The following is a 12,985-nucleotide window of genomic DNA, read 5'->3' on the forward strand; positions in this document are numbered from 1 at the left end:
ACCGCGGGTTGCGGACATATACAAAAGTAAGGCGCGGATGGCACTGGCCCTCCCCGCCAAACCGTAAGAACGGTCTATTAAGAAAACATGATCAGGAATGCAATAACGGTTGCGGCCAAAGGAATAACTTCCACGATACCTACACCGATAAACATTGTAGTTTGCAGTGCGTTGCGTGCTTCCGGCTGACGGGCGATCGATTCCACTGTTTTGCTGACGATCATACCGTTACCAAGACCTGCGCCAAGTGCGCCCAGACCTACTGCGATTGCTGCTGCCAAGAATTCCATTTGTAAATATCCTCCTTTAATTTTCGGTTCTTTGTGTGTATTGGCTTAATAATATAAAATCTCCCGCGAAGCCGGTTCGGCAATCTGCCGCTGTCCTCACGGCAGCTTATTAATGCGCTTCTTCCTCGTGGATCGTCATCTGCGCGATGTACACCATCGTCAGAATCGTAAAGATAAAGGCCTGAAGCGCCCCGACAAAGATACTGAAGCCTTGCCAGACGGCCAGGAACGGAATACTGAACAGTCCCAGCTTCAGAATTACGGTAATCAGGACCTCGCCGGCGAAAATGTTGGCAAATAGACGGATGGCAAGCGCCACCGGCTTCGCCAGGTTCTCAATGATGTTCAGCGGCAGGAAAATCGGAAACGGCTCAACGTAATGCTTGAAATAATGCTTGCCGTTCAGCTTGATGCCCAGATAGTTCATCAGGAAGAATACGACGATTGCAAGTCCTGCGGTTACGTTGATGTCTGCGGTCGGCGATTTGTACCACAGAATCTCTGCATGCGCCCCGCCCGCCAGATCTTTGGTTGCTTCGATAACATGTCCAAAAATGTACACCGGCTCATGGGCTTCAGTAATGAAGGAAAACGGCAGACCAAGGAGATTGGAGACGAAGATAAACAGTATCAGCGTCAATCCCAGTGATATGTAGGGCTTTCCCTTCTTCAGATCCATGGCGCTGCTGATCAGTCCCTGTACAAATTCGACCACCCACTCCATGAAATTCTGGAGCTTGGACGGGTTCTCAACCGACAGGTTGCGGACGGACAGCATAACCAGAACGAACACAATCACTGAGCTGATTACGAGCATCAGCACCGCAGACAGGTCAATCGGAATTCCGCCGACATAGATTAAAGGCATTTCGTGCATAGTATCATCCCCCTTTCTCGTTAATATGGCTACAGCTTATTCTTGATTCCTAAATATATCCCCACGGGAATAGCCAGAAGCTGGGGGATGAACAGGCCGGTGATCGTTGCCTCCAGCGAGAAATGCTCATATTTGACCGAGAACATGGTGACCAGAATCCCGAAGCTGATCCGGGTGACAAAACCGAGACTGAATGACCGGTTCTGCTGATCCACCACCGACTTCGTGACCCGCCTCACCTTGATGGCAAGATAACGGAAGTTCACCAGTCCCGCCAGCATGCCGAGCGTCATTCCAAGCGTCACTGCCCGGGTCTCATGATGAAGAGCCCAACCCATGACCAGGCCTGCCATAATAATCAGGGTAATCCTGGTGACGATGTTGATGATGGGAGTCATATTATCCATTTTGCTCCCCCAGATATTTTTTGATGAGCATAGCAACATTCACAACCCCGAGTACCATACCGGCAATTGTGCCGATAGCCAGCCAGACAGGAGGGCCGTCCATCAGCTTCCGCAGCCACCGGGCTACGAAAAAACCTATCACAATGTAAGCGGCAAGCAAACTGCCTGCACTCCCGAGAACTAAAGCGATCCGCCCCAGTCCCGGCTCCTTCTTTTGTTCCTTCATAGGCTACAATCCCAACTAATTTTACTGAATATCCAGACTCTTTGTCAATTCACAGAAAATTGCCCAAAAGCGTGTGAAAGTATGAAAATAATCACAGCAAAACATGACAAAACCATATAAACCGTACAGTTTCACTGTATGCTACTTTCATTCATTTTAGTATATTAGTTGTCCTCATTTGTGAACATTGTGTGAAATTCTTCAGGACGTTCCTTAACGACCCCGAAATGATGCAGAATCGCATTGACAATTCTTTGGGAGGCTTTACCGTCTCCATACGGGTTGGCGGCCCGGCTCATCGACTGATACAGGTTCTGATCGGTCAGCAGCGCATGTGTCCGTTGATACACCTTCTCCTCGTCCGTGCCCACCAGCTCCAGCGTTCCGGCCTCAATCCCTTCGGGACGCTCGGTTGTATCGCGCAGCACCAGCACAGGAACCCCGAAGGACGGAGCTTCCTCCTGCAGGCCGCCCGAATCGGTCAGAATCAGGTGGGTATGCGGATAGAAATTATGCAGGTCAACGACATCGAGTGGATCAATCAGCTTGATTCTTGGGTGTCCGCCAAGGATCTCATGCGCCGGTTCCTTCACAGCAGGACTCGGATGTACAGGATACACAATGGCTACATCTTCAAATTCATCAGCGATTCTTTTGACAGCACGGAAAATATGACGGTGCGGTTCGCCTTGGGATTCTCTGCGGTGCGCCGTCATCAGAATAAGTCTTTTTCCTGAAGCAAAATCCAGTACAGGATGCCGGTAATCCGGCTGTACGGTATATTGAAACACATCAGTTACGGTGTTGCCTGTGATATATATACTTGATTCTTTTTTGTTCTCGTGTCTCAGGTTCCCGGCTGACCAGCCGGTCGGGGCAAAATGCAGATCGGCAAGAACCCCCGTCAATTGGCGGTTCATTTCCTCCGGATAAGGCGACAGCTTATTCCAGGTCCGAAGTCCTGCTTCCACATGCCCAACCTGAATTTGCTGCAGGAAAGACGCATAGCTGGCCAGGAAGGTAGTCAGCGTATCCCCGTGCACAAGCACCAGGTCCGGCTTCGCCTCGCGGAGCACCGGCTCCAGCCCTTCGAGCACCCGGATGCTGATCTCGTTCAGCGTCTGGCGGTCCTTCATCACGTCCAGATCGTAGTCCGGGGTGATTTTGAACACCTCAAGCACCTGATCCAGCAGTTCGCGGTGCTGCGCAGTCACACATACCACAGACTCGATATGCTCAGGATGTCTTCCCAGCTCCAGAACCAGCGGCGCCATCTTGATTGCCTCGGGGCGCACACCAAAAATCGTCATTACTTTAATTTTGGACATCAGCCCTACCCTCTCTTCTGAGAACAGCTTATTGTGTTCGTTCTATAATAAATACCAGCAAGTTCCTACTTGGTTCCGTACAGCCTGTCCCCGGCATCCCCAAGCCCTGGAACAATATAACCGTGGTCGTTCAGATGGTCATCCAGCGCAGCCACGTAGATGTCTACATCCGGATGGGCAGCCTGTACCGCAGCAACGCCTTCCGGGGCAGCAATCAGGTTCATCATCTTGATCTGGGTGCATCCGCGGTTCTTAAGCGAGGTAATCGCTGCAATTGCCGAGCCGCCGGTTGCCAGCATCGGGTCGATCACGATCAGCTCACGCTCCTGCACATCGGTAGGAAGCTTGATATAGTATTCCACCGGCTGCAGGGTATCCGGATCGCGGAACAGGCCGACATGTCCCACCTTCGCCGCAGGCAGCAGCTTAAGCACACCCTCCAGCATCCCCAGACCGGCGCGCAGAATCGGAATCAGCCCGAGCATTCTTCCCGAGATTACCTTGCTCTGCGTTTCGGCCACCGGTGTCTGCACCGTAATGGTCTCCAGCGGAATATCACGCGTAATTTCATAAGCCATAAGAGTAGCTACTTCATCGACATGCTCCCTGAACTCTTTCGTATTGGTCCGCACATCGCGAATGAATGTCAATTTGTGCTGAATCAATGGATGATCGCAAATCACCAATTTTCCCATGTTGTCCCTCCGGTAATCTTAAGTCTTATTTATAGCCAGAGTAAGCGCTTTGCTTCCAGGTGGCTAAATCTCGTCTATTATATCATCACCAAGGATGCTTTTCACCTACACTTGGACAAAACTCCCCAACCCTTAACCCCCTCCGGCAGTACCCGCCAATGGAAGCTTAAGGTAAAATGTACTCCCGGCTGGATATAAACCAAACCGTAGTTTGTGCATTTTGGCGCAAATCATACTTTTCACAGTTCTTTCACTATTTTTATTGAAAATTCCATGAACTTTCATGATTTTTTCAACGATATTCATGGCGTTTTCTTCAGGTTTATTTGTGAACATTATGTCACAGCAGGTTCTTCATATCATCCAAAAAGGCCTTTGCGTATGCCGGGCTAACCGGACACGCAAAGGCCAATATACTGCTGGAGATTAGTACTTCAGTTCAGGATAGATCGGATACTGCTCCGTCAGCTTCGCCACTTCTTTGGCAGCCTGGGCCAGCGCAGCTTCATCCTTCGGGTTCTTCAGGACTGCTGCGATAATGCGGCCGATCACAGTCATCGCCTGCTCATCCATACCCCGCGAGGTAACGGCAGGTGTACCGATACGGATCCCGCTGGTCACAAACGGGCTGGTAGGGTCAAACGGAATCGCGTTTTTGTTCACTGTAATTCCGATGGAATCCAGCACCTTCTCGGCATCCTTGCCGGTAATGTTCAGACTGCGGGTGTCAATCAGCATCAGGTGGTTATCGGTGCCGCCCGATACGATGTTCACACCTTCACCGATCAGAGTCTCAGCAAGAACCTTGGCATTCTTGACTACATTCTCAGCATAGGTCTTGAAGGAAGGCTGCAGTGCCTCACCGAGCGCCACGGCTTTGGAGGCAATCACGTGCATCAGCGGTCCGCCTTGGGAACCCGGGAAGACAGCTTTATCAATAGCGGCAGCCCATGGCTGTCTGCAGAGAATCAGACCTCCGCGCGGTCCGCGCAGCGTCTTATGCGTAGTTGTCGTAACGAAATGGGCATGAGGAACCGGGCTCGGGTGAATTCCGGCAGCCACCAGACCGGCAATATGGGCCATATCGACCATGAACAGGGCGCCTACATCATTCGCAATGGAACCCAGGGCGGCAAAATCAATCGTCCGCGGATACGCGCTTGCACCGGCGACGATCATTTTGGGACGATGCTTGAAGGCTGCCTTGCGCACTTCATCATAATCAATCAGGAAGGAATCCTCTTGCACGCCATAGGCAACAAAGTTATACAGAATACCGGAGGCATTCACCGGGCTGCCGTGGGTCAAATGGCCGCCATGCGCCAGGTTCATCCCAAGAACCGTGTCGCCAGGCTTAAGTGCTGCGAGATACACAGCCATGTTAGCCTGTGCGCCGGAATGCGGCTGCACGTTGGCATGCTCCGCACCGAACAGCTGCTTGGCACGGTCACGGGCCAGATTCTCGACGATATCGACATCCTCACAGCCGCCATAGTAACGTTTGCCGGGATAACCTTCGGCGTACTTGTTCGTCAGCACCGAGCCCATCGCTTCCATCACAGCTTCACTTACAATATTCTCTGAAGCAATAAGTTCAATGTTCGCACGCTGGCGGTTCAGTTCAAGTCCCATCGCTTCCAGTACTGCCGGGTCACTCTTACGCAATTGTTCCATGTTTGTTACTTCCTCCCTGTTCCTCTGATTTATGTGGTGTTTAATCAAAACCGTTAGTTAAGTGCTCAATCGCAATTGGCCGAACCGCTCGTCTCCGGCGTGCGGTACACGGCCCGCTCCCCGCCGATCAGCGGCGGTCTGCTCCACGCGGCATTCACCCGCGCGGCCCCGATGTATCGAAGGCTTGGCCGGTAAGGTACGGCAACCCGCCGCAGATGCATACCGATCAGCGTCTCTCCTATATCTATACCGGCGTGGGCCTCCACGGACTCCGCCAGCACAGGGTCTGCCATCGACTGGTAGGCCGCCGCAGCCATTGAGCCTCCGGCCCCCGGAACCGGCACAGCCGATACCTCCCTGAGGCCAAGCTTCTCCAGCAGCTCCCGTTCCATCACCAGCGAACGGTTCAGGTGCTCGCAGCATTGGTAGACCGTATGAAATCCAAACTCGGCCGCGACCCCGGTGATACCCTCCAGCAGCTGCCGCGCAACCTCCAGCGCACCGCCGGTCCCTATCCGCTTGCCTGCCACTTCACTGGTGCTGGCTCCGACGACAAGGATTTTGCCCGGACCCAGCTTACCTGCTACTGCAAGTTCACGCGTTACCGCAGCAGCGGATGCAGCCAAAGCTTGTTCACCGCCGCCCGCAATCTGCGGCGCTGCTGCCTGAACACCCTCGTGCTTCAGCATATCTTCCATCTTACCGCCCCCTTCAAGCATTAATTGTGCCCTGATTCTGGTGGAGACGCAACATTTAAACAAAAAAGAGCAGTCCGCAGTGAAACTGCGGATGTGCTCTTTTGCCCAGGCGACCGGCCGTTAATTCCAGGTGCTCCATCGTGGTTTCATCCACACTTGTCGCCAGTTACACCGGAACCGGATCATATTTATTACATCTTAAGGGATATACCGCGAAAAATCAACCACCTTCACAGCTTCCGCAGCGATTCAAGTTTATCCAGCAGACTGTAGAGCGCCGAGCGGATCTCAGCCGCCGCCAGCTCGTAATCCTCGCGTGAGCCGCCGAACGGATCGATGATATCGAAGCTCGGAATACGCTGGCGGATCTCGATGATCCGCTGCAGATCGGCCGCCGCCGGCTCTGTGCCCAGCGCCAGATTCATCTCTGCCTCCGCATACAGGCTATCCAGCTCGCGGATATCAGCCGCCACGGACTCCTGGGTCTGCACATATTCCTTCAAGGTATGTGTCTTGGCAATAGCATCGGGATACAGCTGCAGCAAGTGCCGCTTATGCGCTCCTGTCAGGGTAAGAATCAGATCGGCCCAGGCTACAGCTTCTCCGGACAGTTGAGAGGATACGATGTTATCATGAATTCCTTCATCCTGGAGAATGCCGGCGGCATGTCTGGATATAGAAGTACCGGGGATGGCAGAAACTCCGGCAGAACGCACCTCCACATCCACTCCCCGCTCCTTCGCAAGCTTCCGCAGAAGCCCCTCCGCCATGGGACTGCGGCAGGTATTTCCTGTGCAGACGAATAAAATATGCAGCATACTTTCCACCTCCGGTGAACAATATAATTTCGGTTATTGCCGTTATTGTATCAGAAGATGAACAGCAAGCCAAACGCCAGCAGAATCGCCCCGCCCAGCGCTTCCCCGTAATCGCCGAGACCGCGGCTTACCCGTCTACCCAGCAGCAGCCCGGTAATAGCCATGAACCCGCCGCAGGCACCGAAGGCGAGTACGGTCAGAACGATATTGCTGACAAACATCCCCAGCGAGACCCCGACGGAGAAGGAATCCACACTCACACTGAGCGCAATCAGCAGCATGCCCCAGCCTGTCCGGTGATCCATCTGCCGGCTGGCGCCGTCGCCTTCCCGGAAGGAATTGAATACCATATGTCCGCCCAGCAGCACCAGCAGGCCTCCGGCGGCAAACGTGGTGACTTGTCCCAGCAAATGGCCGACATAGCTGCCGGTGAACAGGCCCAGAAGCGGCATCAGCACATGAAAAAAAGCAATCAGCAGGCTGAGCTGCAGCACATGCAGCAGACGGATGCCCTTCATCCCTATGCCCACTCCGAGGGAGAACGCATCCATCCCCAGCGCAACCGCCATAATGGCCACTGTCACGATCTCGCCCCAGCCCTCATATATCCCGCCTAAGCCCATGAATATACACCCACCTTAGGTCCATAAGTCTTGTACAACCACGATATGCGGACAAGACGGCATTCATGACTGTAAGGTAGATGGGAGGATGGGGCTGGAGGATTTATTAGTGCGCTTCATTCGCCCGGAAAGCCCAAGTTAGTGGCATCGTCAGTCTGTGTCGATGACCGTATTACCGGCGGCCTTCATTAGCCGGTTCATAATAGCGGCACCGAGGCCCGTGACCGGGCAGGCCTCGGCCAGGATGTACGTGGCCCCCGCTTCATCAAAGCGCCGCAAGGCGGCATACAAGAAGCGGGCGGCCTCCTCCGGCGAGGCGAGCGGGCCGAGCGACACCACGCAGGCGGCCGGATCGGCCGGGTACAGGGCCCTATGCTCCTCGAAGAGGAGCAGGCCCGTCACCGCGCCGTCCCGCTGCGCCGCCTGCAGCAGCTCCGCTGCGGTCTCCGCGACGCGCTGCGCGGAGGACCCGCGTACTATGCTGAGCGCTCCGCGCGGAGCATAGTGCGTGTACTTCATGCCCGGCGCGCGCGGCGCCGCCGGGCCGTCCTCCGCCGCCTGCGCAGCAGCAGCGGCGGACACACCAGCGCCGCCGGACGCTCCGGCGGCGGAGCCGGTCACCGCCGCAAGCTGCTCGGCGGTGATGCCGCCGGGACGGAGCACCTGCACCGTCCCGTCCGGCTGCACCTGCACCACGGTCGACTCCAGGCCGACCCCGGCTGCGCCACCATCGAGGACCCCGCCGATATACCCGGCGAGGTCCTCCAGCACATGGGCGGCCAGCGTGGGACTCGGCCGCCCCGAGCGGTTGGCGCTGGGCGCCGCCACCGGGCAGTCCGCCGCGCGCAGCAGCGCCAGCGCAACCGGATGGTCAGGCATCCGCACCCCGACCGTATCCAGCCCCGCCGTCACCAGCGGCGAGAGGACGCCGGGGCGCACCGGCAGCACCAGCGTCAGCGGGCCGGGCCAGAACGCATCGATCAGCCGGGCGGCGACCGGATGCACCTCCGTGACCAGGCCCTCCAGGTCGCTGCGCCGGGCGATATGCACAATCAGCGGATTATCGGAGGGCCGGCCCTTGGCGGCAAAAACCGCTTCAACCGCAGCGGTATTCCGCGCATCCGCGCCCAGCCCGTACACCGTCTCTGTCGGGAAGGCCACCGTCTCCCCGCTGCGCAGCAGGCCGGCCGCTGCTTCAATCTTCTCCAGGTCGCTGCCGCTGAGCGTCCCCGAATTTCCCGCCTCCCCATCCGGATCGCCGCAGGCCAGGCTCCAGTACAGGGTGGACTCTATATGACCCCTGCGGCGCTGGGCCGCAAACGGGGTATGCTTATGTTCTGACATCATTCATCACTAGCTTTCCTATGAGATTAAGGCCGAAGGCTGCGGCTGCACCGGCAACAACAAGCTAAATAACCCCACAAAGTGGAGCTTTGGCGTAGGTGGTGACTCAGGTACTTTGCGGGGACCCCAAAACATATAAATTCATATCTATCCCCAAAACGGCCCCACCAGGTGGAGCCGCCAATCACCTCAAGTTCTGCCATCATCCTTCATCCTACCATATCCGGGGCCAAAACTGTAGAATTCATCCTTCACCTACCTTCACCGGCAGCCCGGCTTCGCAGTACTTCAGGCAAACAGCCCGCAGATCCAGCTCCATACATTCTTCAGCAGCTCCCAGATGAAGAATTTCACCTTCGGTGCCTCCGCACCAGATTCTGTACTTTCTACCTTGTTAGCCGAATCAGATATACTGGAATCAGCCTTCCCGGCGGCTCCATCCGCCGCTTTGACCTTCGCTCCGTCTCCTGAAGCCTTGGCCGGGACCTTAGCTGCATCCTTTGCCGCCTCCTTGGCGGCAGCCGGTGCGGCCGCCGCAGCATCCCCGCTGCCTGCGTCGATGAAGCACAGCGGCGGAAACAGCACGCACCACCAGTTCTGCCCCTTGCCGGCCCCCAGCGTAATCCGCACAGCCTCATACTCCCCGGCGGGGTAGACACGGCCGCCATACATTTTAGTTGGAAAAGGCACGGTTCCCAGCTCTACATGATAGCTGTAATCGATTCCCCGCTGCTCCAGCTCTCTGCCTACCAGATCTGTCAGCTCCGGCAGATGACTCTTGATTAAGGCACGGGCTTGCTCCAGACTCTGCGGGTCCTCCAGCCCGGCCACCCACTGGTTGATCTGCTCGACCACCCGGTCGCGGATCTGGCGCTTGACCAGCTGGTCCCCGGTACTATCCGAATTCGCCAGAATGCGCAGGCGGATCGAATCCTGCGGGATCGATACCTCCGCTACGGCGGCATCGCTTTTTTGGCCCTCCCAGGCCATCATCAGAATCATAAAGAAACAAATTAAAATGGCAGTATACTTAAAGGTAATCCGCAGGGAATCCCCCTGATCCGGCTTATAATTCTCCATCTTCTGCAGCCCCTCTCTGAATCTCTTATACTCCCAGTATGTCCAGGTAAGAGAGAGGGCAAACCTAGTAATCTATTAAAATCTGGACCACAGCGACTCACTCTTCGCTCCCGGCAGCGGAAGATCGTCCTCAGCCTCCTGCCCGTAGAGCCGCACGCTCATCGCAATCCCCATACAGGACATGTTAATCAGCAGCGAGGTCCCGCCGTAGCTGATGAATGGCAGAGTAATGCCCGTCAGCGGCATCAGCCCGATCATCGCCCCGATATTTTCCAGAATCTGATAGAGCAGCATCGCCACCACCCCGACAATCAGAAACGGACCGGCACGGTCCCTGCACTCCATAGCGATGATAATGAGCCGGTGAATCAGAAGGAAGAACAGCATCAGCAGCACCGCCGCCCCCAGGAAGCCGAATTCCTCGCCGATCTGCACAAAAATCGATTCAGAATACAGATACGGCACCCGGTTCGCCTGTACAGAGTTCCCCTGAAGATAACCTTCTCCTTGCAGACCGCCGGAGCCAATCGCCGTCTTGGCATTCTTGGTATGATAGCTCGCTTCACTGCTGGCCTGCTCCGGCACCAGCCACGGGTCAAACCGCCGGACGAAATGATCCCGGCCCAGTGTTTTCTCAATGAAATGAACCGTCTGTTCATGGTAGTGGATATAGCTCAGAATGAAAGCAAGAATGGCCCCGCCGGCAATCATTATGCCGATCAGCGCATGTGATAATTTGATCTGCCCTATCCACAACAGGCCAACCAGGATCACAATATAACTCAGCGCATTGCCCAGATCGTTCTGGATGATGACCAGCGCGAACGGCAGCAGGGTAATCAGGCCCAGCGGCACGACATCGCGCCAGAACTGGAGCGTGGTTTTATTTTTGCGAACGAGCATGGTGCTTAGAAAAATAATCAAAATCAGCTTAAACAGCTCCGCCGGCTGAATACTTAACTCCCCGATGCCGATCCAGCCCTGTGCGCCGTTCTTCACCTTGCCGATGAAGCTCACCAGCAGCAGTATGCCGATACCGGCAAGGTAGATATACAGCCCGTACCGCACCAGCAGGCGATAATCAAACAGGCTCAGCAGGATGAACGCAACGAAGCCCGCCGCGTAGTACTGAAGCATTTTCAGATGCATCCCGTCCAAGCCGTCTCTTCCATGCGTCACACTATAGATCGAGAAGAGACTGATGCCCATCAGCAACAGCAAAATAAGCACAATGCTGCCGTCTATTCTCCGGATTCTCTGCCACATCAGGATGTCCCCCTTACCTTCGCCGAAGCCCACCATTTTCCATTATAATGCAGCAGATGCTCATAAACAAATAACCGGAACCCCTCGCAAGCGAAGAATTCCGGTGAGACTTTCATTGATTAAGTTCAGCCTTTCTTGGCCGGGGCCGGGGAAGCATACAGGGATGGAGCAGGCAGATCCTCCTCCACCTCTTGACCATGCAGGCGTACGCTCATGACCAGACCGATGCTCGCCATGTTGATCAGCAGTGAGGTCCCCCCGAAGCTGATGAACGGCAGCGTAATCCCGGTCAGCGGCATCAGGCCCAGGAAGGCGCCGATATTCTCAAAAATCTGGTAGAGCAGCATCGCCACCACTCCCACGATCAGGAACGGCCCGCCCCTGTCCTTGGCCTCCAGTGCGATGAGGATCATCCGGTGAATGAGAATGAAGTACAGCAGCAGCACCAGCGCCGAGCCGACAAAGCCGTATTCCTCCGCAATCTGTACAAAAATGGAGTCCGAGTACGTGTAAGGCACACGGTCCGTCTGCACCGAGCTTCCGGTCATATAGCCTTCCCCGCTCATTCCGCCGGAGGCGATGGCCATTTTGGCGTTTTTGGTATGGTAGATCGCCTTGGCGGTCGCCTTCTCCGGCACCAGCCACGGGTCGAAGCGTTCAATCCAGTGGGAGCGGCCGATATCGGTCAGGAACGTCTTAAGCTCATCGTGATAGTGGATATAGCTCATAATTCCGGCCGCGGCAGAGCCGCCGACAATCAGCAGCCCGATAAGGGCGTGGGTAAATTTGATATTGCCGATCCACAAAAGCCCCGCCAGAATCACGACATAAGACAGAGCGTTCCCCAGGTCATTCTGGCTGAGCACGATCAGAAACGGCAGCAGACTTAAGAGCCCCATCGGGACCACATCACGCCAAAAGAGCAGCTTGTTCTTATTCTTACGGACGAGCGCCGCGGCCAGGAAAAGAATCAGCACCAGCTTGAACAGCTCTGCAGGCTGGAGGCTGAGGCCTCCGAGATCGATCCAGCCCTGGGCGCCGTTTTTTTCGGTTCCGAAGAAGGTGACCATCACCAGAATCCCTATCCCGATAATGTATGCATATAACGCATATTTCACCAGCAGGCGGTAGTCCACGAAGGTCAGCCCGAAAAAGGCGACGAAGCCGACAATATAGAATTTGATCATTTTGATATGCGAGCCATCCAGCCTCTCACGTCCATGAGTCACACTGTATATAGATAAAATGCTGACCACCATCAGCAGTGCAAGAATAACCACGATCACGCCATCGATCTTCTTAATCTTCTGAAGCATATTCTATCTCCTTACCGGTACTGGTTCTTCTTATCCTGCATGAAGGCAGCCCTACGCAGAAGTTCCGTCTTTCTATTGTATAGGAAGGGGCAGCGAAAATACAATTTCCATCGTTTGGGGGTGATCTATCATCCGGCGCGATTCCCCGCAGCGGACAGTTAGGACCTTATTTGCGGCAAAAAGCGCTTTTCCGTTTGTTACGCGGACAGGGAGGACGCTATTCGTTCATTTGGCTGCTCGCACAGGCCCGTTTATGGACAATAACGTCTTGTCAGTCCGCAAGCGCTGAGCTTTTCCCGTTATTTGAGCAAATAGCGTCTTCTCAGTCCGGTTTCCGTGTTCA

At 55.2% G+C, this 12,985-nt stretch carries 14 protein-coding genes and 1 riboswitch; all 14 genes read right to left on the minus strand.

The window, feature by feature from the left end; translation table 11 throughout:
- Positions 1-77 precede the first annotated feature (77 nt).
- The 14 genes from atpE to MHI24_RS14005 all read right to left on the minus strand — a co-directional run bounded on the left by atpE (position 78) and on the right by MHI24_RS14005 (position 12,642).
- Entirely contained in the window at positions 78-290 is a 213-nt protein-coding gene (atpE, locus tag MHI24_RS13940; protein ID WP_340026190.1) for a F0F1 ATP synthase subunit C, read from the minus strand.
- A 109-nt stretch (positions 291-399) separates the two neighbouring features.
- Positions 400-1,167 (minus strand): F0F1 ATP synthase subunit A, encoded by a 768-nt coding sequence (atpB, locus tag MHI24_RS13945; RefSeq protein ID WP_340026191.1) that lies wholly within the window; start codon positions 1,165-1,167, stop codon positions 400-402.
- A 29-nt stretch (positions 1,168-1,196) separates the two neighbouring features.
- The gene (locus MHI24_RS13950) at positions 1,197-1,574 is read right to left on the minus strand and encodes an ATP synthase subunit I (protein ID WP_340026192.1); all 378 of its coding nucleotides are present in this window, start codon (positions 1,572-1,574) and stop codon (positions 1,197-1,199) included.
- On the minus strand, positions 1,567-1,800 hold the full coding sequence (locus tag MHI24_RS13955; protein WP_340026193.1) for an AtpZ/AtpI family protein: 234 nt from the start codon (positions 1,798-1,800) through the stop codon (positions 1,567-1,569). Before MHI24_RS13955 ends, MHI24_RS13950 begins: the two co-directional genes overlap by 8 nt.
- 164 nt (positions 1,801-1,964) lie before the next feature.
- Complete coding sequence (gene wecB / locus MHI24_RS13960; protein ID WP_340026194.1) at positions 1,965-3,128, minus strand: UDP-N-acetylglucosamine 2-epimerase (non-hydrolyzing); 1,164 nt, start codon at positions 3,126-3,128, stop codon at positions 1,965-1,967.
- Between the two features lie 65 nt (positions 3,129-3,193).
- Positions 3,194-3,823: a uracil phosphoribosyltransferase gene (gene upp, locus MHI24_RS13965; protein ID WP_036699222.1), complete on the minus strand. Its 630-nt coding sequence runs from the start codon at positions 3,821-3,823 to the stop codon at positions 3,194-3,196.
- Positions 3,824-4,249: 426 nt separating this feature from the next.
- Positions 4,250-5,497 (minus strand): serine hydroxymethyltransferase, encoded by a 1,248-nt coding sequence (glyA, locus tag MHI24_RS13970; RefSeq protein WP_340026195.1) that lies wholly within the window; start codon positions 5,495-5,497, stop codon positions 4,250-4,252.
- Between the two features lie 65 nt (positions 5,498-5,562).
- Entirely contained in the window at positions 5,563-6,186 is a 624-nt protein-coding gene (locus tag MHI24_RS13975) for a TIGR01440 family protein (protein ID WP_340026687.1), read from the minus strand.
- Positions 6,187-6,291: 105 nt separating this feature from the next.
- Positions 6,292-6,375, minus strand: a riboswitch (ZMP/ZTP riboswitch).
- Between the two features lie 50 nt (positions 6,376-6,425).
- Entirely contained in the window at positions 6,426-7,013 is a 588-nt protein-coding gene (locus MHI24_RS13980; RefSeq protein ID WP_340026196.1) for a low molecular weight protein arginine phosphatase, read from the minus strand.
- 50 nt (positions 7,014-7,063) lie between these two features.
- Positions 7,064-7,636: a manganese efflux pump gene (locus tag MHI24_RS13985; protein WP_340026197.1), complete on the minus strand. Its 573-nt coding sequence runs from the start codon at positions 7,634-7,636 to the stop codon at positions 7,064-7,066.
- A gap of 150 nt (positions 7,637-7,786) precedes the next feature.
- A complete protein-coding gene (locus tag MHI24_RS13990) occupies positions 7,787-8,980 on the minus strand; it encodes an L-threonylcarbamoyladenylate synthase (RefSeq protein WP_340026688.1) in 1,194 nt (397 codons plus the stop codon).
- Positions 8,981-9,268: 288 nt separating this feature from the next.
- Positions 9,269-10,060 (minus strand): stage II sporulation protein R, encoded by a 792-nt coding sequence (gene spoIIR / locus MHI24_RS13995; RefSeq protein WP_340026198.1) that lies wholly within the window; start codon positions 10,058-10,060, stop codon positions 9,269-9,271.
- A 75-nt stretch (positions 10,061-10,135) separates the two neighbouring features.
- A complete protein-coding gene (locus MHI24_RS14000) occupies positions 10,136-11,326 on the minus strand; it encodes an FtsW/RodA/SpoVE family cell cycle protein (protein WP_340026199.1) in 1,191 nt (396 codons plus the stop codon).
- A gap of 125 nt (positions 11,327-11,451) precedes the next feature.
- Positions 11,452-12,642 (minus strand): FtsW/RodA/SpoVE family cell cycle protein, encoded by a 1,191-nt coding sequence (locus MHI24_RS14005; RefSeq protein ID WP_340026200.1) that lies wholly within the window; start codon positions 12,640-12,642, stop codon positions 11,452-11,454.
- Positions 12,643-12,985 lie beyond the last annotated feature (343 nt).

The sequence above is a fragment of the Paenibacillus sp. FSL K6-1096 genome (genome assembly GCF_037977055.1).
Classification (GTDB): Bacteria; Bacillota; Bacilli; order Paenibacillales; family Paenibacillaceae; genus Paenibacillus_AQ.

What these genes read in the sequence shown, in the direction of transcription:
- MHI24_RS13980 (WP_340026196.1), bottom strand. Translation starts at nt 7,013, where the DNA reads ATGCTGCATATTTTATTCGTCTGCACAGGAAATACCTGCCGCAGTCCC.
- MHI24_RS13955 (WP_340026193.1), bottom strand. Translation starts at nt 1,800, where the DNA reads ATGAAGGAACAAAAGAAGGAGCCGGGACTGGGGCGGATCGCTTTAGTT.
- glyA (WP_340026195.1), bottom strand. Translation starts at nt 5,497, where the DNA reads ATGGAACAATTGCGTAAGAGTGACCCGGCAGTACTGGAAGCGATGGGA.
- MHI24_RS13975 (WP_340026687.1), bottom strand. Translation starts at nt 6,186, where the DNA reads ATGCTGAAGCACGAGGGTGTTCAGGCAGCAGCGCCGCAGATTGCGGGC.
- wecB (WP_340026194.1), bottom strand. Translation starts at nt 3,128, where the DNA reads ATGTCCAAAATTAAAGTAATGACGATTTTTGGTGTGCGCCCCGAGGCA.
- MHI24_RS13985 (WP_340026197.1), bottom strand. Translation starts at nt 7,636, where the DNA reads ATGGGCTTAGGCGGGATATATGAGGGCTGGGGCGAGATCGTGACAGTG.
- MHI24_RS13990 (WP_340026688.1), bottom strand. Translation starts at nt 8,980, where the DNA reads ATGTCAGAACATAAGCATACCCCGTTTGCGGCCCAGCGCCGCAGGGGT.
- upp (WP_036699222.1), bottom strand. Translation starts at nt 3,823, where the DNA reads ATGGGAAAATTGGTGATTTGCGATCATCCATTGATTCAGCACAAATTG.
- spoIIR (WP_340026198.1), bottom strand. Translation starts at nt 10,060, where the DNA reads ATGGAGAATTATAAGCCGGATCAGGGGGATTCCCTGCGGATTACCTTT.
- MHI24_RS14005 (WP_340026200.1), bottom strand. Translation starts at nt 12,642, where the DNA reads ATGCTTCAGAAGATTAAGAAGATCGATGGCGTGATCGTGGTTATTCTT.
- MHI24_RS13950 (WP_340026192.1), bottom strand. Translation starts at nt 1,574, where the DNA reads ATGGATAATATGACTCCCATCATCAACATCGTCACCAGGATTACCCTG.
- MHI24_RS14000 (WP_340026199.1), bottom strand. Translation starts at nt 11,326, where the DNA reads ATGTGGCAGAGAATCCGGAGAATAGACGGCAGCATTGTGCTTATTTTG.
- atpE (WP_340026190.1), bottom strand. Translation starts at nt 290, where the DNA reads ATGGAATTCTTGGCAGCAGCAATCGCAGTAGGTCTGGGCGCACTTGGC.
- atpB (WP_340026191.1), bottom strand. Translation starts at nt 1,167, where the DNA reads ATGCACGAAATGCCTTTAATCTATGTCGGCGGAATTCCGATTGACCTG.